Source organism: Pseudomonas sp. QS1027 (assembly GCF_002814235.1).
GTDB lineage: Bacteria > Pseudomonadota > Gammaproteobacteria > Pseudomonadales > Pseudomonadaceae > Aquipseudomonas.
Genome location: NZ_PHSU01000004.1, coordinates 120,189 through 141,365, shown reverse-complemented (window position 1 = coordinate 141,365; position 21,177 = coordinate 120,189). Strand labels below are relative to the sequence as shown.

The 21,177-nt window shown below is 59.6% G+C and carries 22 protein-coding genes and 1 tRNA gene; 7 read left to right on the top strand and 16 right to left on the bottom strand.

Going from position 1 to position 21,177, the window contains the following annotated elements; translation table 11 throughout:
• Window positions 1-11 precede the first annotated feature (11 nt).
• The 7 genes from CWE01_RS04470 to CWE01_RS04440 form a co-directional block, all read right to left on the bottom strand.
• The gene (locus CWE01_RS04470; RefSeq protein ID WP_100939325.1) at window positions 12-797 is read right to left on the bottom strand and encodes an amino acid ABC transporter ATP-binding protein; all 786 of its coding nucleotides are present in this window, start codon (window positions 795-797) and stop codon (window positions 12-14) included.
• A complete protein-coding gene (locus CWE01_RS04465) occupies window positions 790-1,761 on the bottom strand; it encodes an amino acid ABC transporter permease (RefSeq protein ID WP_100939324.1) in 972 nt (323 codons plus the stop codon). Before CWE01_RS04465 ends, CWE01_RS04470 begins: the two co-directional genes overlap by 8 nt.
• Before the next feature lie 74 nt (window positions 1,762-1,835).
• Window positions 1,836-4,214, bottom strand: a complete 2,379-nt coding sequence (locus CWE01_RS04460; protein WP_371917129.1) for a TonB-dependent receptor plug domain-containing protein — start codon at window positions 4,212-4,214, stop codon at window positions 1,836-1,838.
• Between the two features lie 643 nt (window positions 4,215-4,857).
• Window positions 4,858-6,132 (bottom strand): cytochrome c, encoded by a 1,275-nt coding sequence (locus CWE01_RS04455; protein ID WP_100939322.1) that lies wholly within the window; start codon window positions 6,130-6,132, stop codon window positions 4,858-4,860.
• A 6-nt stretch (window positions 6,133-6,138) separates the two neighbouring features.
• Window positions 6,139-7,785 (bottom strand): GMC family oxidoreductase, encoded by a 1,647-nt coding sequence (locus tag CWE01_RS04450; RefSeq protein WP_100939321.1) that lies wholly within the window; start codon window positions 7,783-7,785, stop codon window positions 6,139-6,141.
• The gene (locus tag CWE01_RS04445; protein WP_256579303.1) at window positions 7,778-8,311 is read right to left on the bottom strand and encodes a sorbitol dehydrogenase family protein; all 534 of its coding nucleotides are present in this window, start codon (window positions 8,309-8,311) and stop codon (window positions 7,778-7,780) included. The genes CWE01_RS04450 and CWE01_RS04445 overlap by 8 nt, the downstream gene beginning before the upstream one ends.
• Window positions 8,312-8,447: 136 nt before the next feature.
• The gene (locus CWE01_RS04440; RefSeq protein WP_100939320.1) at window positions 8,448-9,143 is read right to left on the bottom strand and encodes a hypothetical protein; all 696 of its coding nucleotides are present in this window, start codon (window positions 9,141-9,143) and stop codon (window positions 8,448-8,450) included.
• Window positions 9,144-9,464: 321 nt separating this feature from the next.
• On the opposite strand from CWE01_RS04440, the gene CWE01_RS04435 reads away from it, so the two are divergent.
• Both CWE01_RS04435 and CWE01_RS04430 read left to right on the top strand, forming a co-directional pair.
• Window positions 9,465-10,088 (top strand): YbhB/YbcL family Raf kinase inhibitor-like protein, encoded by a 624-nt coding sequence (locus tag CWE01_RS04435; RefSeq protein ID WP_100939319.1) that lies wholly within the window; start codon window positions 9,465-9,467, stop codon window positions 10,086-10,088.
• Window positions 10,089-10,121: 33 nt separating this feature from the next.
• A complete protein-coding gene (locus CWE01_RS04430; RefSeq protein ID WP_100939318.1) occupies window positions 10,122-10,976 on the top strand; it encodes a helix-turn-helix transcriptional regulator in 855 nt (284 codons plus the stop codon).
• 20 nt (window positions 10,977-10,996) lie between these two features.
• Here CWE01_RS04430 and CWE01_RS34160 read toward each other — a convergent pair whose 3' ends face one another.
• Entirely contained in the window at window positions 10,997-11,140 is a 144-nt protein-coding gene (locus CWE01_RS34160) for an ester cyclase (RefSeq protein WP_100939542.1), read from the bottom strand.
• A 29-nt stretch (window positions 11,141-11,169) separates the two neighbouring features.
• Window positions 11,170-12,453, bottom strand: coding sequence for a salicylate 1-monooxygenase (gene salA / locus CWE01_RS04420; protein WP_100939317.1), 1,284 nt, complete (start codon window positions 12,451-12,453; stop codon window positions 11,170-11,172).
• A gap of 146 nt (window positions 12,454-12,599) precedes the next feature.
• Between salA and CWE01_RS04415 the strand changes: the two genes are divergently transcribed.
• Entirely contained in the window at window positions 12,600-13,499 is a 900-nt protein-coding gene (locus tag CWE01_RS04415; protein ID WP_100939316.1) for a LysR family transcriptional regulator, read from the top strand.
• 140 nt (window positions 13,500-13,639) lie between these two features.
• On the opposite strand, the gene CWE01_RS04410 is transcribed toward CWE01_RS04415, so the two are convergent.
• From CWE01_RS04410 to CWE01_RS04390, 5 genes are all read right to left on the bottom strand, one after another.
• Window positions 13,640-13,715, bottom strand: a tRNA-Gly gene (locus tag CWE01_RS04410).
• A 63-nt stretch (window positions 13,716-13,778) separates the two neighbouring features.
• The gene (gene pgsA, locus CWE01_RS04405; RefSeq protein WP_100939315.1) at window positions 13,779-14,348 is read right to left on the bottom strand and encodes a CDP-diacylglycerol--glycerol-3-phosphate 3-phosphatidyltransferase; all 570 of its coding nucleotides are present in this window, start codon (window positions 14,346-14,348) and stop codon (window positions 13,779-13,781) included.
• 32 nt (window positions 14,349-14,380) lie between these two features.
• Window positions 14,381-16,204, bottom strand: a complete 1,824-nt coding sequence (uvrC, locus tag CWE01_RS04400) for an excinuclease ABC subunit UvrC (protein WP_100939314.1) — start codon at window positions 16,202-16,204, stop codon at window positions 14,381-14,383.
• A 2-nt stretch (window positions 16,205-16,206) separates the two neighbouring features.
• Window positions 16,207-16,845, bottom strand: a complete 639-nt coding sequence (gene uvrY / locus CWE01_RS04395; protein WP_100939313.1) for a UvrY/SirA/GacA family response regulator transcription factor — start codon at window positions 16,843-16,845, stop codon at window positions 16,207-16,209.
• Between the two features lie 151 nt (window positions 16,846-16,996).
• A complete protein-coding gene (locus CWE01_RS04390; RefSeq protein WP_100939312.1) occupies window positions 16,997-17,362 on the bottom strand; it encodes a helix-turn-helix domain-containing protein in 366 nt (121 codons plus the stop codon).
• An 81-nt stretch (window positions 17,363-17,443) separates the two neighbouring features.
• On the opposite strand from CWE01_RS04390, the gene CWE01_RS04385 reads away from it, so the two are divergent.
• Window positions 17,444-17,665 (top strand): DNA-binding protein, encoded by a 222-nt coding sequence (locus CWE01_RS04385; RefSeq protein WP_100939311.1) that lies wholly within the window; start codon window positions 17,444-17,446, stop codon window positions 17,663-17,665.
• Between the two features lie 89 nt (window positions 17,666-17,754).
• On the opposite strand, the gene CWE01_RS04380 is transcribed toward CWE01_RS04385, so the two are convergent.
• Both CWE01_RS04380 and CWE01_RS04375 read right to left on the bottom strand, forming a co-directional pair.
• Entirely contained in the window at window positions 17,755-18,189 is a 435-nt protein-coding gene (locus CWE01_RS04380) for an N-acetyltransferase (RefSeq protein WP_100939310.1), read from the bottom strand.
• A complete protein-coding gene (locus CWE01_RS04375) occupies window positions 18,186-18,944 on the bottom strand; it encodes a carbon-nitrogen hydrolase family protein (RefSeq protein ID WP_100939309.1) in 759 nt (252 codons plus the stop codon). The genes CWE01_RS04380 and CWE01_RS04375 overlap by 4 nt, the downstream gene beginning before the upstream one ends.
• Window positions 18,945-19,106: 162 nt before the next feature.
• On the opposite strand from CWE01_RS04375, the gene CWE01_RS33775 reads away from it, so the two are divergent.
• From CWE01_RS33775 to CWE01_RS04365, 3 genes are all read left to right on the top strand, one after another.
• Complete coding sequence (locus CWE01_RS33775) at window positions 19,107-19,238, top strand: hypothetical protein (protein WP_256346849.1); 132 nt, start codon at window positions 19,107-19,109, stop codon at window positions 19,236-19,238.
• Window positions 19,239-19,572: 334 nt separating this feature from the next.
• A complete protein-coding gene (locus CWE01_RS04370) occupies window positions 19,573-20,664 on the top strand; it encodes a 3-deoxy-7-phosphoheptulonate synthase (protein ID WP_100939308.1) in 1,092 nt (363 codons plus the stop codon).
• 230 nt (window positions 20,665-20,894) lie between these two features.
• Window positions 20,895-21,176 carry a peptidylprolyl isomerase gene (locus CWE01_RS04365; protein ID WP_100939307.1) on the top strand — a complete coding sequence of 94 codons (282 nt, stop codon included), beginning with the start codon at window positions 20,895-20,897 and terminating at the stop codon, window positions 21,174-21,176.
• The last annotated feature ends 1 nt before the right edge of the window (window position 21,177 follow it).

The window sequence follows — 21,177 nt, the reverse complement described above, 5'->3', positions numbered from 1 at the left end:
CAAGGGAAAATTCACAGCACCTTGCCGAGGAAGGCGACGGTGCGTGGATGACGGGGCTGGCGAAAAATCTGTTCTGGAGGTCCTTGTTCGATCAATTGGCCATCGCAGAGAAACACCACGTGATCCGCCACTTCCCGGGCAAATCCAATCTCGTGGGTGACGATGACCAGGGTGACGCCCAGTCGGGTCAGCCCCTTGATCACGTCCAGCACCTCACCCACCAGTTCCGGGTCGAGGGCTGAGGTCGGTTCATCGAACAGCAGGACCTTGGGATCCAGGGCCAGGGCCCGGGCGATGGCGACCCGCTGTTGCTGGCCGCCGGAAAGCTGGCGCGGATAGGCATCGGCTTTATCCGCCAGGCCAACCCTGGCCAGCAGTTCCCCGGCCTTGGCCCGGGCCTGGGCCTTGCTCCAGCGTTTGTGGGCCAGCGGTGCTTCGGCGATGTTTTCCCAGGCCGTGAGATGCGGGAACAGGTTGAAGTTCTGGAACACGAAGCCAACCTCGACCCGACGCTTGAGAACCTCCCGCTCCTTGAGTTCGTAGAGCAGGTCGCCCTTGCGCCGATAGCCGACGTACTCACCGTCGATGGTGATGTGGCCGCTGTCGATTTTCTCCAGGTGGTTGATGGTCCGCAGCAGCGTTGATTTGCCGGAGCCGGAAGGCCCCAGGATCACCGTGACCTGGCCCGGCTCGATGCTCAGGTCAATGTCCTTGAGCACCTGCTGATTACCGAAGCGCTTGCCTACGCCCTGGATCTGGATGCGCCCGGCGGGCGCCTGGATGGCGGCCTCAGCCATGGGATTTCTCCTTGAGCCAGTGGCGCACCCGCTGCAACGGCGTCGGTGGCAAGACCCGCGCCGTGCCACGGGCAAAGTGCCGCTCGACGTAGTACTGGGCACTGGTGAGTACGGTGGTGATGATCAGGTACCAGACCGTGGCGACGATCAACAACGGGATCACCGCCTGGGTGCGGTTGTAGATCACCTGCACGGTGTAGAACAGCTCCGGCAGGGCCAGCACGTAAACGATGGAGGTGCCCTTGACCAGGCCGATGATTTCGTTGAAACCCGAAGGCAGGATCGAACGCAGCGCCTGGGGCAGGATGATCCGGAAGATCCGTCGTGACGCCGGCAATCCCAACGCCGCGGCGGCTTCATGCTGGCCGGCGTCCACACCGATCAGGCCGCCGCGGATGATCTCCGCCGCATAGGCGCCCTGCATCAGGCTCAAGCCCAGTACCGCCACGGTGAATTGGCTGAGCACATCGACCGTCGACCACTGGGCAAACACCAGATCGGTGAAAGGCACACCCAGCACGATGTGGTCGTACAGATAGGCGAAGTTGTACAGGATGATCAGCACCAGCAACGCCGGCATCGAGCGGAAAAACCAGATATACCCCCAGGCCAGCGCCGCCAGCAGCGGCGAACCGGACAACCGTGCCAACGCCAGCGCGGTGCCGAGGAGGATGCTGAACACAGTGCTCAACAGGGTCAGCAACAACGTCTGCGCCAGGCCACGCAGCACCGATGCCGAGAAGAACCACTGGCCAAACACCCCCCACTCCCAGCGTGGATTGGTGGCCAGGGAGTGCCCGATGGCAAACAGCACCAGCACGGCGAACACCGATCCGGCCCAGCGCCAGGGATGACGGGACGGCACCACCCGCAAGGCCTTGATCGCAGTCGGTGCGCGGCTCCTGCGAACCGGGTAGGCATTCACCTCATCGATGAGGTCAAAGGGTTTGGCAACAATGGGCATGATCTATTCCTCGCACGCAATAACACATCAGGGTGTTTTTCCAGGGGGACCGAACAGAGTCGGCGGCGGCCGCCTTAAAAGGCGTAGGTCAGGCGGGTGTAGTAGTAGCCGCCGGTAAAACCGAAGGGTGAGTAAGTGCCATAGCTGCTGACCATGGTGCTGCTGGGCACCCCCTGTTTCTTGGGGTAGGTGTCAAACAGGTTCTTGGCCCCGATGGCGATGTTCAGGTCGTGGGTGAGGTTGTAGCCGAGGTCCAGATCGGCAATCCATTTGGCGCCATACACCCGATCCAGAGAGCGGTCGTTGGCGTCATTGACCTCCTTGTAGGCGCCATAACGGGTCAGGGCCAGATTGAGGTTGAAGCGGTCGATGCTCCAGTCGCCCCCCAGGATGAGTTTGGTCTTGGGCTGGATGTCGGTGATCAGGTTGCGCGCCTGGCGATCCATCAGTTCATAGGGCGTGCCGAGGATCGAGGTGGAGGCTTTGTAGTCGAGGATCTGGGTCTGGTTCCAGTTGAACGCCGCGGTCCACTTCAGGGAACCGAACCGGGCCAGGTCCTGGCTGTAATTGCCGACCAGGTCCACGCCCTTGGTGCGGGTGTCGGCACCATTGATGAAGTACTGGCCGCCGGAGGTCGAGTTGATGCCGTTGTTGAGCAGCACCTGGGTGACTTCACTGCCGAGCAAGGTATTGGTCAAGGTGATGCGGTCGCGCAGGTTGATCACATAGGCATCGGCCGTCAGGCTCAGGCGCTCGGAGGGTGTCAGGGTGAACCCGAGACTGAAGTTGGTGGACCGCTCGGGCTTGAGGTTCTCGGCACCCAAGGCCCGGGCGGCGGCCGAGCCCACCGGCAGCACGCCGTAATTGATCGACTGATAGACGCCATCCACCACACCGTAGGTGGTCGAGCGGGCACTGAACAGGCTGTTGGCCAGGGACGGTGCACGGAAGCCATTGCTCACGGTCGCGCGCACGGCGAACTGCGGGGTGAAATCATAACGCGTGGTCAGCTTGCCGCTGCGGGTCGCGCCCACCCCTTCGTTGTAATGCTCATAGCGCAGTGCCGTGCCCACGTACCAATCCGGAACCGGGTTGAAGCCCACATCGACGTAGCTGGCGAGGCTGTTGCGCGAGGCACTGCTGGCTTCGTCCGGGGAGATGCCGTTGGTGACCTGGGCCCCGGAAGAGGCGCAGTTGCCAGGGGCAACGCAGTAACCACCGTCGGCATAGGAAGCCCAGTCCCCCGCCTTCACTTCGTAGCCGTCGCGTCGATGCTCAAAGCCGTAGGACAGGTCCAGCGGCTTTTGCAGGCCGATATCGAAGCCGCGCTTGAAATCCAGGTTGGTGGTCAGCTCGGTGGAAATCCAGGTGCCGGACTTGAAGCTGTTGGGTGTCGCCTCACCCAGGGACGGGTTCTGGTTGTCCCAGGTCCCCTGCTCCGCCGCGTTGCGCCCATAGGTGGTGGACAGGTCCCAGTCCCACCGGCCGACCTTGCCCTTGCCGCCGAACGCCGCCTGGAAATCGTCTTCATCGATATACCAGGTCGGCACATACCCCGCCGGATAACCATTGGGGCCGGTGGTGATCGTGTTGGTGATGGTCGGCAGGCGAAAGTTCTGCCCCTGTTCGGCCTTGCGGTGCGAATAGGTGGTGAAGGAGTAAAGGCTGAACCGGTCGTCAATCGGCAACTCGGCGTTGTAACCCAAGGTCTGCAGATTGATCTTCGGTGTGCCGTACCCACCATAGGTGGACTTGCCCGCCAGACCGTAGGCCTGCTCGTAGGTATAGCCATTGGCACTGGCCTTGTTGTCATCGTTCTGGCTGCGTACGTCCAGGGCCAGTTGCAGGATGCCGCCGTCACCTATCTCGAAGCCCTTGTTGAGGCTTTGCTGGACGGTCTGCTTCTTGCCGTCGTAGCCGATGCCGGCATTGGTCACCGAGGTGCCGCTGGTGTCGGCCTTGAGGATGACGTTGATGACCCCGGCAATGGCGTCGGAGCCGTACTGGGCGGCGGCACCATCGCGCAGCACTTCGACATGATCGATGGCACTGATGGGGATGAAATCCAGGTCCGCCGGCGCCGCACCGGTGTTGATACCGTTGATGTTCAGGGTCGCGCTGGTGTGGCGGCGCTTGCCGTTGACCAGTACCAACACTTCAGCGGCGCTCAAGCCCCGCAAGTTGGGCGCACGGGCCATGCCGCTGGCGTCCCAGCCGGTTTTTTCCGGCAGGGTCAACGAGGGAATCAGCGCACTCAAGGCTTCCATCAAGCCGGGCTTGCCGGTGCTCTGCAATTGCTTGGCGCTGACCACGTCGATCGGCACCGGACTGCTGGTCACCGTGCGCTGTTCGCCCCCGCGGTTACCGGTGACCACCACGGTGGACAAGGTCAGATCGTCCTGGTTCGAGGCTTCCTGGGCCTGGATTCCTCCTGACAGCAACATGCTCCCCATGGCCACGACTGCCGGACTGAGCCGCAAGGCTGAAGTCGACTCCCAGGCATGTTGTATGACTCGTTTCATATCCACTCCAACTGGCCGCCATCATTGGCGATGCATCCAAATCGCGAAGTCGGGCATTCACGCCGTCGTCCGGACAGCGCGGCATGCGCGTTTTTTCCGATGGGTGCCGAGCCCCATTGCAAGCGCAGGAAAACCAGCGCGATGGGGCGTGGCACTCAGGAGATCAGGCTATGTGCAGGGAGGAAAACCAGGAGGGGGTCGCGGTGTTGTGTAGCGTCTGCCAGGGACAAGACCGGAGGAGAAAATCACATCACAGGATTGAATGAGCAACATACGTCGAATTCCCTTCCAACGACTCTGCTCCAGGGATCAGTGGTAGATCACCCTGTCATGCCACACAGGTCCGGAGGTAGGTCCGACCTGTGCTCTGCGGCATGGTACGCAGAATCTCGATCACGATTGGTACCATCCGAGGTTAGGGGTAGGCTGTATGGGCCAAACATAACGAAATCAATATCAAAAATATAATTCTATTTAGCTATAAACTAATATTATTATTTTTAATAATTAACAAAAAACTTAATTCTTAAAAGTGATATTTTGGCAGCATAAGAACCAGCCATGAAAACGCCGGTCATTGGCTGATGAACGACCGTTGTCGCTCGACCTGCCCTACGCTCACGCTGACATCGGGATTGCCGTAATGCCTGGTCAGGTAACTGGCCAGCGTCGCGATCTGCGGGTCAGTCAAGGTCCTGGCGAAACCGGGCATCCTGACGTCCGAACCGTCGCTTTTGCGACGAATCCCCTCGAGGATGACCATCACCAGGTTTTGGGTATTGCTGCGCCCGACCGTCGTGTTATGCGACAAGGAAGGCAAGCCGCCGTCGAAACTGCCCTGGGCCTGGGCCTGGTGGCAAGAAGCGCAATAGCCATCGTAGATTTGTGCACCCGTCATCTTGTTCGGCTCAGCCGGCAAGGCAACGCCACGCAGGCTGCTCAATTCATCGGTTTTCTGACCCAGGGCATAGACCGGCTTGCTGTCCGCCACCTCACGTTGCGCAGGAACACCCTTGATGTAGACCGCGATCGCTTTCAGATCGGAGTCGGTGAGGTACTGCAGGCTATTGTCGACCGCTTCGGCCATCGGCCCGGCCGCCTGGCCCTTGCCCGGGCTCTCGCCGGTCTTCAGGTATCTGACCAGCTCATCGGTATCCCAGCCACCCACGCCACTGTTGGGATCGGAGGTAATGTTCGGCGCGTGCCACGCCCCGACGTCACCGCCGGCCAGCTCCTTCGAGGCAACCTCGGCCATCATCAGGTTGCGTGGCGAATGGCAGGCGCTGCAGTGGCCCAGGCCTTGGGTCAGGTAGGCGCCCCGATTCCATTCAGGGCTTTGCGCAGGGTCGGCCTTGTACGGCTGGCTATCGAGGAACAGCAGATTCCAGCCCGCCATCGACAAGCGGATGTTGAACGGAAAGGGTAACTGGGTCGGCCTGGGCACAGTGTCCACGGCAACGATATCGTTCATGAAATAGGCGTACAGCGCCTTTACATCGTCATCGCTGATCTTGGCGTAGGAGGTATAAGGCATGGCCGGATACAGGTGCTTGCCATCGGCGCGAATGCCCTTGCGCAATGCATCACTGAACTGCTCCAGGCTGTAGTTGCCGATCCCGGCGGTCCTTGACGGGGTGATGTTGGTGGCGATGATCTCGCCGATGGGCGTTGGCAAACCCAATCCACCGGCAAATGGCTTGCCTCCAGGCGCGCTGTGGCAGGCGACACAATCGCCGGCGATGGAAAGGTACTTGCCGCGCTGTATCAGTTCGTCAGCGCTGGCGTGCAGGGTAACGAGGCTGGTGGCCAGGATAACCAGGGGGCCGACAAGGCGTTTTTTCCAGTTCATTGAAGGTCAGCCTCGCACTTGCTCGATCGATGAGCCCAGGGGCGATACGCGAGTAATGATGCGATCGGGCAGTATGTGATGCGCGGTACGTAGTGCCAGGGCGACACCCGTCAATGTCGAGTTCATGGTCGCCGCCGTCGGCATGACGCCGGTGCTGCAAATGAACAGGTTTTCATGATCGTGGGTCCGGCCGAAGCTATCGCACACGGACGTTTTCGGGTCGGCACCCATGCGCAGGGTGCCGGTGATGTGCTGGTTATTGGCGAAATTACCCTCTGCGCTGTAGCGCACATTGGTACCGCCCATGAGTTCGACGATGCGCGCAAAATCCTTGTGCGAGGCCTGCGCGCCACGCCGGGTGTAATCGTCGATGGCGTAATGCGCCTGCGGTTTTGGAATGCCCAACGCATCTTTCTGAGAACTGAGGGTGATGCGATTTTCCGGGTTGGGCAACACTTCCAGAACGTCCTTGAGGCTCATTTCGAACGCGGCCCGGTGACGCAGTTGCTTCTCGAACTCGGGACCATAAACGCCGCTGGCGAGCAACGCGTCGGTTGCGCCATTGACCCGCGAAATATTGGTGAAGTCCAGCCGGTAAGGTGCGTGTTCCTTACGGAAGGCGCCGTCGCGCATGGTGTTGATCGAGCTGGGGCTTTGTGGCCCGCGACCCAGCCACAACGCTTCATCGGCGTCAAAGGTGACCGAGGTGCTGGGGTGGTCCATCAGGTGGCGACCGACCATGCCGGAACTGTTGGCCAGGCCATTGGGGTATTTGTCACTGGCGGACAGCAGCAAAAGCTTGGGACTCTCGATGCCATTGGCGGCGAGGATGAAGGTCTTTCCGGTGACCCGATGGGACTGTTTATCCGGGTCGAAATAATGAACCGCGACAATGCGTCCCTTATCGTCGTGCTCGATACGGTAGACCACCGCATTGATCTGCAATCTGGCCCCCGCCTCCACCGCCGATTGAATCGCGATGCCGCCATGGTATTGCGCATCAATCGGGCAAATCGGCTGGCAACTGTTATTGCCACAACAGGCAGGTCGCCCGGCGTAACTGCGGCTGTTGCGTGCGGTGGTATTGCCCACCACCGCGTAAGTCGGGGCAAGCCGCTCACGAATGCGGCGCATGGCATAGGGCTCGGTGACGGGCTCCATTGGAAATGGCTTGCTGCGCGGCGAGCCGGTATTTTCCGCACCCGAAACGCCCCAGATTTCTTCCGCTTCCTGATAGAAAGGGTCGAGTTCCTCATACGTCAGCGGCCAGTCGACCCCCACGCCATACAAGCTGTGGATGCGCATATCGCCCGGCACCAGACGCCAGGCCTGGGCCGCCCAGTGCCAGGTGGTGCCACCGACACCACGAATGTATTCCGCCGGATAGGGATAGGGCCCGGCCTGCACCAGATAGCCGTTGTCGACAGGTTTGTAGACCGGATGTGGCGCCCATTCCGAGCAGGTATAAGGTGACATCCAATCGCTCTTGCGCGTGGAATTGCGGAACGCCGCGACAATCCGTCCACGTTCGATCGAGCCCCCCGCTTCGAGAATCAGAACAGATACGCCCTGCTTCACCAGTTTCAACGCCGCCAGCGATCCACAGATCCCCGAGCCGATAACGACAATATCCGCCGACAGCTGATCAGCCATTTGGCACCTCTTCATTGGGATTTCTTGCCCAACTGCCATAAGGACCATAGGCATAGGTCGGTGGCTTGAGCACATCAGCGACCATCATGGCGTTCAGGGCATTTTCGTAGGCAAGGCAGCGCGCATGCTCACCATCGCCCACGACACCCATGAACCAGGCAGTGGCGATTTTTCTCGGAACAGGCGCCAATGGCGACTTTTCGTCATCAAGGTTTTTTTGCAATTTCAGGGGGTCGATCTTGCGCTCGTTGACCAGCGCCAGCAGGTCTTTGACAGCACTGGCGAAGCTTGGATCGTCGGCCAGCAGTGCCCGGTACAGGTTTTTCGCCAGCTCACTGTCGAGGGCCTGGCGCCCGGCAATGATCGCCGACATGGCGACAAACGCACCTTGGTCGGTGTTGTCTACGGATTCGGCCAACGCCCACGGAATCAACGAAGCGGTGTAGGCAGTCACCAGGCCCTTGAGCAATGTGCGCCGGGTGGGCTTCATCGCATTGGAGCGCTTGGGCGTGTTCAGGCTATTCATGTCTCTATCCTGCGATAACAGCTCATTGACGGGGCACAAGCCCCCAACTCGGTTAGGCAGGGTGAGCATAGTCGATCAGTTTGATGGGCTGATCATGCAGGCGTTGGTTCTTTGTCAGACAGTCGTGGAGCAGGGTTTACAAGGATGTGTCCATCTGGGCCATATCAGCCATCAGTAAGGGGTATCCCCCCGAATTCTGTTTGCCCATGTATTTCATGGATTCGCGCAGCCCTGTATTGCTTTCGACCCGACCGCCCCTGGTGTGATCTTTCATCGACTGCCCGTAAGACTTGTCGTGGGATAACGCAATCAGCCCGTTGACCACGATATCGTCATCACTGTGCGAGTGCTTTGACGTCTCTTTACTGGGGTAGGGAAAATGCCAATAGACCGGTGTGTTATCCAATAGCACGTCATTCAGAAAAGGGCTGCAAGTGCCGCAAGGCTGCCGCTCGGTATACACCGCCAGAATCGCTGTGCCATCGAGTAGCTGAGCCGCAGCGGGGGTTAGTCGCGGCAAGCCTCCTGCCGCCCCCTCTCCGACTCGCCAATTGGGAATATTAAGCCGGTTGAGCGACGGGTTCCCGCGTATCGCCAGCCACACTTCTTTTTCCGAGTGGTAGTTATTGCTGGGTTGAGTCGTGATGTGACCGATCAGACCTGGGGCTACCGGATTGGGTACTTGAAAGAAGAAAGTCGCATAATTGACCAGGGTGAAATCGTGATTCGCCCCGCGCATGTTGCGGGCGGCGAGTGACCACGGGCTGTTCAGGTAGGCTTGTACCAAGCTTGGATGACCATCGTAACCGAGCCAAATCGAATTGAAGGCCAAGGTGAACTCCTTTTCCCAGACAGATGACATGGCATCGCCACGACTATCCAAACAAACTAAGTGGAAGGTCCTTGCCCTGTCAATCAGCACCAGACTCTCGCCTCGGATCGACAGCGAGGCACGTGAGCCACGCCGTTGCCTGACGCAGAATGACTGGATCTGTTCGGTTTCTGATTGGCTGGGTCGATGGCCAAGCCGACTTTCACTCTAGAATCAAGCCGGCAGTCGCTCCTTCGTGACTGACTGATAAATGACCCGCTCCCGAGCACCGCCCTCGATGACTCAGGTGTCCGATATCTCATCGCTTATTCAGGCCCGACCATGAAACTGAGCAGTAACGCATTCACCGATAACGCCGCCATCCCCGGGGAGTACGCCTTTGCTATCCCGGACGCGGCCAGCCGCTACGCATTGTCGAGCAACCGCAACCCACATCTGGCCTGGACAGAAGTCCCGGAACAGACTCAGTCATTTGTCCTGATATGCCACGACCCGGATGTCCCGAGTGTGGGTGACGATGTCAATCAGGAAGGTAAATCCATTGCAGTGTCATTGCCTCGTGTGGATTTTTACCACTGGCTATTGATCGATATCCCCGCCAATCAGCGGGAAATTACCGAGGGAAGCCATAGCGACAGCATTACCCCCAGAGGCAAATCCGGCCCTCAAACAGCCGACGGACAACGACACGGCATCAATGACTACACAGGCTGGTTTGCATCGGACCCACAAATGTCCGGCGAATACTATGGGTACGATGGCCCATGCCCACCGTGGAATGATGAGCGGCTCCACCGCTACGTTTTCACTGTCTACGCTTTGGATGTGCCTGGCCTCGCGATACACGGCCCGGTTAACGGCCCGAGCATCCTTGATGCGCTGCAAGGACACGTACTCGCCAAGGCCAGCCTTACGGGTACCTACACCCTCAATATGAACCTGTGATGTGCGGCCAACTTCAGGAACGACACACTTTCCATGGACCTGCCTGATCCTTTGACGGCTGCACAAACGGACGACGCCCGCTGGCTGCTGCCATCGGGCGCGCCCGTGAAAGCACAGTCGTTGTGCACGTTGTCCAGGCCACGCCTGATGCGCGCTCAACATGCGACTGACTTCCGCTTTTTTGAGGCAACGCTTCTGCTCGTCACGTCGGGCCATTTAACACTGGAAAGTGCTGAAAGCACCTGGGAGTTGGCAAACCCGCACACCTTGCTGGCGGTGGCGAAAAACACCCTCGCTGACATTCAAAAAACACCCGACAACAACACCTCGGTGTTTACCTCTGTTTTCTTGACGTTCTCACCTCGCCTCATCACCGAGTTTCATCAGCGCTACGGGCACACGATCACACACTCATCCACCGTCACGGAATGCAAAACGACCGAACTGGCAGAGGATCTGAATGATGCGCTGCAATTCTGTATTCGAGGAATCGACTCGCGGCCCCTTTCAGAGGCGCAACAGGCAAATCGCTTAATGGGGCTTCTGTTGGCACTGCAGGAAGAGGGTATTGTCTTTCTCCGTCCTTCAGCCGCCGGGCTGGCTGAACGGCTGACTCAGTTACTGGCCAAGGCTCCGGAAAAACACTGGACGGCCGCACAAGCGGGTCGCGAGCTGGCCGTGAGCGAAGCCACCTTGAGGCGACGCCTTGCCGAAGAAGGGGTCAATTTCAGCACAATGCTGACCGAAATCAGAATGCATCACGCGATGATGCTGTTACAAACGACGCACTTCAGTGTTTCGCAAATAGCTGACGCTTGCGGCTATCGCGCCATCTCAAGGTTTTCCATGCGTTTTAAAAGTCGCTTTGGTTTCTCTCCAGGGCGATAAGCAAGAGACGCGGAGGTCCATCACCCGCCAATAAAGACTAAAAACGCTGGGCCCGTGTGCGTACCGCCCCCCACCCATTGACCTACCACATAATCGCCTTCAGCGACCAAGTCAGCCGCGCCTGCAAACGACAAATCCGGGAAAGCTGCACGAAAATCCGCCATAAAAACCAGGGCGCATTGCAGGAACGCAATCAAATAGCTTCTGCCCACCCGAGTCGGGTGCGAGCCTCTGCCAGGTCCGCCTGCATGTCGTGGTTCCACAGCCAATCGAAACGACTGGCCAGGGTTGTCGACAGAAGGGGTTCTTGATCTTCGACCTGACGACCTCGAAACTCGTAGAGTTCGCCGGCTTCCCAGGACGTTCGCTGCACACGACAGGCGCGAGGTCTGCGGATAGCGTCGTACACCTCGAGCACGCTTTGGGCATCACTTTGAAGCACCCGTGGGTCCCCCAACAGGTGCGCGAGCAGCCAGGCATCCTCCAGCCCCTGCCCCGCCCCGGCACCTTGATGGGGGAGCATGGCGTGGGCAGCGTCACCGATCAGCCCTACGCGACCATGGGTATAGCCTGCAAGCTCCTCCAGTTCGTGAAGTGCCCAGAGGGAGGGCTCGGGAATGCATTCGAGCAGCACGCGAACGGCATCTCCCCACTCTGAGAAAGCTTCCAGCATCTGGGCCTGACTGGTGCTTTTGACCCAAGGCGTGTCTTGCGGCCACACCGGGTTGGGTTCAGTGCGATCAGAAACGAATGCGACCACGTTGATCAATCGGCCCTGTTTGATCGGGAAAGTGAGGATGTGGGCATCGAGTCCCAGGTACATTTGCGGGACGTTGATCAAGTGTTCGTCAACACCCGCAGCGCGATAGGCGACGCGCAGCCGCTCACTGTCGATCATTCCACGGTAGGCACAGGTCCCGCTGAATCGAGGCGCGACCAACGGTTGACCCAGCCCCTGGAGTACATAGTCGCGAATCGAGGACTTGATACCGTCCGCGGCAATCAAAAGGTCGCACTGATAGTCGGTGCCATCGGTGAACCGAACACTGACCCTGCCCCCCACCTCATGAACGCCAACCGCACGCTTGTCGAAGCAGGCGATACCCTCCGGCAATTGCCTGGCCAAGGTATCGAGAAAATCGGCACGGTGAACGGAAGACTGACCGACGCCCTGGGCGACGCTCGCCCCCAGGTAACCGGCGTCGACACCTCGACGCCATTCAAACCAGATGTCTTGCCAGGGTTGCGGGGTCCGGTCAGCGATGAGTTGGTAGGGTTTACCGATACCCAGCCCTTCGATGGCGCGGACGGCGTTCGCACCAAAGGACACGCCCGCACCGACCTCGCCGAAGGCGGGAGCCGCTTCAAATAATTTCACGTCCAGATGCTGATGACGGCACAGATCCAGTGCCAGGGCGACGCCAGCGATGCCACCGCCAACGATGCCCACTTGCAAGACAGAATGAGGGCTACTCATGGGGAAAAACCTTATGGTCGTTTTTGAATAGCCCGATCATGACTATTCACAAACCGTTGATAAATACCCTGATCCCCATACAAACTATCACCAACCTGAATACACATTCCCCTTCAGAAACCGACTCAAAGCCGAGAAATGTCGCGATGAACCTGCGTGAACTGGATCTGAATCTGCTGGTGATCTTTCACCAACTGCTGATGGATAGAAGTGTTTCAGCTGCGGCCGAGAGCCTTGGGCTGACCCAGCCCGCCGTCAGCAATGCGCTCAAGCGTTTGCGGACCACGTTCAACGACGAGCTGTTTGTGCGCACCCATCAGGGGATGCAACCGACGCCCTATGCCGCTCAACTGGCCGAACCGGTCTCTCAGGCGATCGGCTTGCTACACAGCGCGATCAATCGCCATGACGAGTTCGATCCGGCAACCAGCCGGAAGCGCTTTGTCGTGGCGATGACCGATATCGGGGAGATTTACTTCATGCCACGGTTGATCGATGCCCTGCTCAAACAGGCCCCCGGAATATCGGTCAGCACATTGCGCAGCAATGCCGAGCTTTCCGAGAATCTTGCCAATGGCAAGGTGGATCTGGCCGTTGGATTGCTGCCGGATCTGCAAGCGGGCTTCTATCAGAGGCGCCTATTCCACCATCGCTACGTGTGCCTGTGCCGCAAGGGCCACCCGCTCACTGAACAGCCCATGACGCGGGAGCGCTTTTGCGAGTTCGGGCATGTCAGGATCATCGCCGCCAGCACGGGACATGGAGAGATCGATACACATATGCAGCGGGCCGGTCTGCAACGCGACATTCGACTGGAGGTCCCACACTTTGTCGCCGTCGGCCATATCCTGCAGAACACAGACCTGATCGCCACGGTGCCCGAGCGTTTCGCCAACAGTTGCACCGGGCCCTTCGGATTGACGAGCCTGCCCTTGCCTCTGCCGCTTCCCGAGATCGCCATCAACTTGTTCTGGCACGGCAAATACAATCGGGACCCGGCCAACAAATGGTTCCGGCAACTGATGTTTGATCTGTTCAGCGATTGAACGATGCCAGATGGCATGCACATCGATTCAACAGTCGATGGAAAGCGAATTGTCTGATGATCGCTTCCAGGAAAAGAGATAACAGACTAAAAAACGCACAAACAAAAACGCCACTCTATTGAGTGGCGTTTTTGTGTATTTGGAGCGGGAAACGAGACTCGAACTCGCGACCCCGACCTTGGCAAGGTCGTGCTCTACCAACTGAGCTATTCCCGCGTCTTGGTGATGCGCATTCTATAGAATCTACGCACCCCGTCAACCCCTTGATTCAAAATAGTTTTATTTCTTTTCAGGATTTTCCGAATTGAACTTCAAATGCGGCCACGCCGCCCGCAAATACTGCAGCATCGACCACAAGGTCAGCACCGCCGCCGCCATCAGCAAGGTATAGCCCACCAGCACCCAGAAGCTGAAGTCCGAAGGATTGGCCAGCAGGATCACCAACGCCAGCATCTGCGCCGCGGTCTTCCACTTGCCCATGTTGGAAACGGCGACTTGCGCCCGCTCCCCGATTTCAGCCATCCACTCGCGCAGGGCCGAGACCACGATCTCACGACCGATGATCACCGCCGCCGGCAAGGTCAACCACAGGTTGCCATGCTCCTGCACCAGCAAGACCAGCGCCACGGCCACCATCAGCTTGTCCGCCACCGGATCGAGAAACGCGCCGAACGGCGTGCTCTGCTCCAGGCGACGGGCCAGGTAACCGTCCAGCCAATCCGTCGCCGCCGCAAAGGCAAACACCGAACTGGCCGCCATGTAACTCCACTGGTAAGGCAGGTAAAACAGCAAAATGAAAATCGGAATGAGTACGACGCGTAGAACGGTGATCAGATTAGGGATATTCATCGGCACAACTGGCTACGAGGTTGAAAGGCATTCTACTCGCTGTGCAGGCTTGCATAAATCGACTCAGCGAGCTTTTTACTGATCCCAGGTGCTTTGGCGATCTCGTCGATGCTGGCACGGGACAGCTCCTGCAATCCACCAAAATGTTTCAATAGTTCACGGCGACGCTTCGGCCCCACCCCCGCCACCCCTTCCAGGGTTGAGGTTCGACGGGTCTTGCCACGCCGCGCACGGTGTCCGGTAATGGCAAAACGGTGGGCTTCGTCGCGGATCTGCTGGATCAAATGCAGGGCCGGCGAATCACCTTTCAAGGTGAACTCATGGGCCGCGTCGTTGAGGTACAAGGTCTCGAAACCAGCCTTGCGCGTCGCCCCCTTGGCCACGCCGAGCAGGATCAGGTCCGGCACCGCCAGCTCATTGAGCACATCGCGGGCCATGGACAACTGGCCCTTGCCACCGTCCACCAGCAGGATGTCCGGCAACTTGCCCTCGCCATCCTTGATCTTGCTGAAACGTCGGGTCAGCGCCTGGTGCATCGCCGCATAGTCGTCGCCGGCCGTAACGCCTTCGATATTGTAACGGCGATAATCGGACTTGATCGGGCCTTCCGGGCCGAATACCACGCAGGACGCGACCGTCGCCTCACCGCTGGAGTGACTGATGTCGTAACACTCCAGGCGCAGTGGCGGCTCGTCCAGGCTCAGCACTTCGGCCAGGGCTTCGAAACGTGCGGCCATATGCTGACGATCGGCCAAGCGTGCGCCCAGGGCCTGTTCGGCATTGGTCACCGCCAATTGTTGCCAGCGCGCCCGCGTACCGCGCACCCGATGGCTGATGGCCAATTCGCGACCGCGCAGCCCATCGATGGCGGCGATCAGGGTCGGGAAGTCTTCGTGGACCACGTTGACGATCAGCTCACTCGGCAGGTCGCGCTCGGGACTGCCGATAAAGTACTGGCCGAGAAACGCCATCAGCACTTCGGAGACGTCCTCCTCGATACCGACCTGCGGGAAGAAATTCTTGCTGCCCAACACCCGTCCGCCGCGCACGCTGATCAGGTGCACACAAGCGCCGCCCGGGTTGATGAAGGCCGCGACCACGTCGACATCGCCGGTGCCTCCTTCCATGCTCTGCTGATCCTGGACCCGGCGCAGCAGCGAGATCTGGTCACGCAGCTCCGCCGCCCGCTCGAAATCGAGAGTGCTGGCCGCCTGTTCCATGCCGGCGTTCAATTCGTCGGTCAGGGCATTGCTGCGCCCTTCGAGGAACATCACCGAGTGGCGCACATCCTCGGCATACACCTGGGGCTCCACAAACCCGACACACGGCGCCTTGCAGCGCTTGATCTGGTATTGCAGGCAGGGTCGGGTGCGGTTCTTGTAGTAGCTGTCCTCGCACTGGCGGACCAGGAAGGTCTTTTGCAGCAGGCTCAGGCTTTCACGAATCGCCCCGGCACTCGGATAAGGCCCGAAATACTTGCCCTTGGCTTTCTTGGCCCCACGGTGAATGCTCAGCCGCGGGTAGTCGCCGTCCGAGAGAAAGACGTAGGGATAGGATTTATCGTCGCGCAGCAGGATGTTGTAGGGCGGCCGCCATTCCTTGATCAGCGTCTGCTCCAGCAGCAGCGCCTCGGTTTCATTGGCGGTGATGGTGGTTTCCACCTGGGCGATACGCCCCACCAATGCCGCCGTCTTCGGCGCCAGGCCGGTCTTGCGAAAGTAACTGGCCAGGCGCTTCTTCAGGTTCTTGGCTTTGCCGACATAAAGCAGGCGTGCGTCGCCATCGAACATGCGGTAGACGCCGGGGCGGCCACTGCAGGTCGACAGGAAGGCACTGGAATCGAACAGGTCAGTCATTGTCAGCCGGCATCGACCATGCCGTGGCGAACCGCCAGGAGCGTCAATTCGACATCACTGCTGACCGACAGCTTCTCGAAAATCCGATAGCGGTAGGTATTCACGGTTTTCGGCGACAGGCAGAGCTTGTCGGAGATGATCTGGACTTTCTGGCAGCCGACTATCATCAGCGCAATCTGGATTTCGCGCTCGGACAAGGCGTCGAACGGCGAGTCACTGGCCGGCTGGAACGACTTGAGCGCCAGTTGCTGGGCAATCTGCGGGCTGATGTAGCGTTGCCCGGAAAACACTAGGCGAATCGCCTGGACCATTTCCGCCAGGCCCGCGCCCTTGGTCAGGTAACCGGCCGCCCCGGCTTGCAGCAAGCGGGTCGGGAACGGGTCTTCTTCACAGACGGTCACCGCCACCACCTTGATGTCCGGATGACTGCGCAGCAATTTGCGCGTGGCCTCCAGGCCACCGATGCCAGGCATCTTGACGTCCATCAGCACTACATCGGGTTTGAGTTCCCGCGTCTTGAGCAAGGCTTCCTCTCCCGATTCAGCCTGCCCCACGACCTGCAGACCGTCGATGTCCGCCAACATCCGCGTAATGCCTGTACGCACAAGATCATGGTCATCGACTACTAGCACCCTAATCAAGCAGACACCTCACGAATTTGGTCTTATCAGGTTATTGACCACCTTAGCAAAAAACCACGGGTCTGACCTAGCTGCAAGCGTCACATAAGAGTATCAATACGCTATAAGCGCTTGCCGGACGGCAAGCGGTTTTCGTCAGAAATGATGTGACTCAGGAGTCACGAGAGCCGGCCCGGCCGTTTGGCCCATAAGGCCCGGCGGTTTCAGCCAGGGTGGTGGTCAGTCGATGAATCGCGTCCTGATCTTCCTTTTGCAGTACCCGATAGTTGCCCAAGACTTTCTCTTCCACCTGGCTGAGGTTATCCAGTTGCATCGGCGTCGCCTGCCCGGTCAGCACATAAAGCACATCGACGCCCCGTGCAGCCACACGGGACAAATAGTCGGCTTTCGGTGCGCGATCACCGCTTTCATATTTGCCCTGTGCGTTGGCCTCAACGCCTCCGATTTCACCAAAAGCTTTCTGCGACAAACCCAGCCGCTCTCTCTCTTGTCGCAATCGCGAACCAATTCCACTCATTTGGATGTAAGATCCCATTTTAAACACCCTTCGGGGTGATATACTCAACAAGCATTAAACACATTTGAACGGTTTTGAACTATGCCCGGTATCCGCACTGCTGCACAAGCCAAGGCTTGGCTGGAACACCAAGGAAAATCGGTTCAGGAGTTTGCGCGCGAGCATGGCGTCGACCCGGCAACCACCTATCAAGTGCTCGCTGGGCGAAAAAAGGGACGGCGTGGGGAAGCCCATAAGGTGGCGGTCCTACTGGGCATGAAGGATGGAATCATCCCGTCCGACACCGACAATTCGAGTGAGTAATTCCCGAATTGTCAGGTTCAGTATGCGCTTCATTCAGCGGAGCGTAGGACTATTCCCAAAGTATCGTCAGTAATTGCAATATGCAGTTTTCAAGCCGTCAGACTCATGCGCAAAAAGCACTCGTCCTCGCCGACGACGGTCAAGCCCTGACGCAGGTACAGCCGCTGGGCCGGGTTGCTCTTGAACACCGTCAGGCGTAACTCACGACGCCCCTCTCTGAAGGCAATTTCCCTTGCCTGCCCGATCAGCCAACTGCCCAGGCCATGACCTCGCCCCGCCTCGACCAGCTGCAACTCGCGAATGTACAACGCCTTGGCATCGCGACTGAAACTGACAAAACCCAGCACCTGCTCGCCGTCACACAACAGCTCGTTCTGCCGCCCGGCCCAAGCCTGGTCAAAGGCCTCATCCAGCCAGAGCAGATCGTACTCACAGTAGTAAGCCATCATGTTCTGGCGCGTGAGTTCCCGAGCGAATGCCAGGTCCGCGCCCAGGGCCGGACGAAAACGCCAGCCCCCGTTCACAGGCCCGTCACCGACATCACCTCCCCGGACCATTGGCCGGCGACACGACGTCCGATCACCAGCACATCCCCTTCCCCCTCAGCCACCACCACCCGCTGCCCGCCAGCCGCCCAGAGCGCGCTACGCCCCGCCGACTGCCAGCCTCCCGTCATACCGCCATGGTTGGCCATCAGCACCGCCATGCCGTGGTCCCGAGCATAGCCCTGCAACAAGGCAGTATCGGGTCCATAACCGTTCTCAGTGATCAACACACTGGCTGCGTAAAGGTTAGCCTCAGATTGCGCGGCCCGTAGCGGATGACTTGCGTGGGAAAAGTCAGCACAAACCGCCAGAGCAATGCGCTCATCGGCAATTGTCAACGGCTCACCGCCGTGTCCAGGGGTGAACGCGACCTCTTCACCGTCGTGCAGGTGCTGCTTGCTGTAGACCTGCAAGGAACCGTCGGCGCCGAATGTCAGTGCCCCGATCAGCACCGGGCCCTCGGCGGACAGGCGTATCGGCATGCCCACCACGGTCACCAGTTTCAGCTCACGGGCCAGCTCGCGCAACGGCGCCAGTACCGGGTCGCCCGGCGTAATCGCCAAGCCGGCCGCCAGGCTGCGCTCATAGCCGGTCAACGACAATTCGGGGAACAGCAGGAACTCCACGCCCCGCTCCGCGGCCTGGCGCATGAACGCCAGGTGTCGGGCGATATTGGCTGGCAGGTCCCCGGCAATCGAGACGGCTTGGGCAGCGGCAAGGGTAAACACGCTCATGATTCAGTCCTGACAATCAGATCGGAAATATCTGTCGAGTGTGTCATAAAGACTTGGCGCATTTAAGCGATAGAGCCTACTCGCGGGTTCTCATAGAATTTTCTGATTGAACAGGGCGATAGCGCTCTAGTAAGCTCGGCGACATTCACACGGAGTTACACCATGCACCTGACTCAATCCCAGCTTCGCCATACCGCCAGCGCCTCGCGCTCGGTCGCGGCTGCCCGGATGAGCACGGTCGGCACCCGCGTGAGCTTTTATTTTGGGTATTGGTTTAGCCACTGGCGCGCCTGATACCCAACCGGCGCCCACTGAATACAGGGGTCGCCTACCAGAGAATTCTCAACCCCCGGTCGGCCTCCCGACCGGGGGTTTTGTTTTTTCAGGCTCCAAATTTTGCAACCGACTTTTTAAATCAAGGAATACCGACATGAACTACTCCACCTATTACCGCTACGACATCACCGGCGCCTGGCGATTTAGCAACCTCCGCTCGGGACAGCACGCCGCCTCCGAACGGTCACGCACAGGTGGCACGCACACACTCACAGCCAGTCCGGCTGATTGTCGAACACCCCAGTAGGGCCGCGCGCGGGAAACACCCGCCGCCAGCCCAGGAAGCCCGAACATGAATTCTTCTCTCTGCGCCCTGCCGTCCTCCGTCCTGCCATCGGCCAACGAGCCGTTGACCCAGCGCCTGCCCAGCACGCTGCAGCTCAAGCAGCACCTACCCCTCAATGCCAGCCTTGGCGAACAGGTCGAGCGCCACCGCCGCGCCGTGCGCGCCATCCTCAACGGTGAAGACCCGCGCCTGCTGGTGATCGTCGGCCCCTGCTCGATCCATGACCCGCAATCAGCCCTGGAATACGCCGGCCGGCTGGCTGACCTCACCAGCGATGTGAGCGACCAGATGCTGCTGGTGATGCGCGCCTACATCGAGAAACCCCGGACCACGGTGGGCTGGAAAGGCCTGGCCTACGACCCGCACCTGGATGGCAGCGATGACATGGCCGGCGGCCTGGCCCTGTCCCGTGAACTGATGCGCGAGATGCTGCGCCTGGGGCTGCCGATTGCCACCGAGCTGTTGCAACCCATGGCCGCCGGTTATGTCGATGACCTGCTGAGCTGGGTCGCCATTGGCGCGCGGACCACGGAATCGCAGATCCACCGGGAAATGGCCAGCGGCCTGGCGATGCCGGTGGGGTTCAAGAATGGCACCGACGGCAGTGTCGGTATCGCGGCGGATGCGATGCGTTCGGCGGCCCATGCCCATCGGCATTTCGGCGTCGACAGCCAGGGCCACCCGGCGATCATCCAGACGGCGGGCAACCCGGACACCCATCTGGTGCTGCGCGGCGGCCATCGCGGGCCGAACTACGACGCCCACAGCGTGGCCCAGGTGCGGGCCGGCCTGGCCAAACAGTCGATTGCACCGCGGATCATGGTCGATTGCAGCCACGCCAACAGCGGCAAGGACCCGCTGCGCCAGCCGGCGGTGTTCGCCGATGTGCTGGAGCAGCGTTTGCGGGGCGATCGCTCGTTGGTCGGAATGATGCTTGAGAGTCACTTGTTCGAAGGTTGCCAGGCGCTGAGCCCGAACCTGCGCTACGGCGTTTCGATCACCGATGGCTGCCTGGGCTGGGACGCGACCGAAGAATTACTGCGTGGGGCGGCCGAACAGCTGCGTGAGCAGCGCACTGACGACGTTATTGTCGCCTGAACCTTTGTGGCGAGCGGGCTTGCCCGCGTTGGGGCGCGAAGCGGCCCTGAAACCTGCGAACCCGGTGCATCAGGTAAACCGAGATTACCGGTTTTACGACTGCTGCGTAGCCGAACGCGGGCAAGCCCGCTCGCCACAGGTCCGACACACCGCGCAGCCGGGAACTTTTGCCGGGAAAATCCAGCCTGAATCCGGTAATCTCGACACTTTCTTGAAAGGAGTATCACCCCATGGCCAAAGCCACTGCCCGTCACATCCTGGTTGCCAGCGAAGCCAAGTGCAACGAACTCAAGGCCCAGATCGAAGGCGGCGCCGATTTCGCCGAGATCGCCAAAGCCAACTCCACCTGCCCGTCCAGCCGCGACGGCGGCAACCTGGGCTCGTTCGGCCCGGGCCAGATGGTCAAGGAGTTCGACACCGTGGTCTTCAGCGCCCCGGTCAATACCGTACAAGGCCCGGTGAAAACCCAGTTCGGCTACCATCTGCTGGAAGTGACCAGTCGCCAGGACTGAT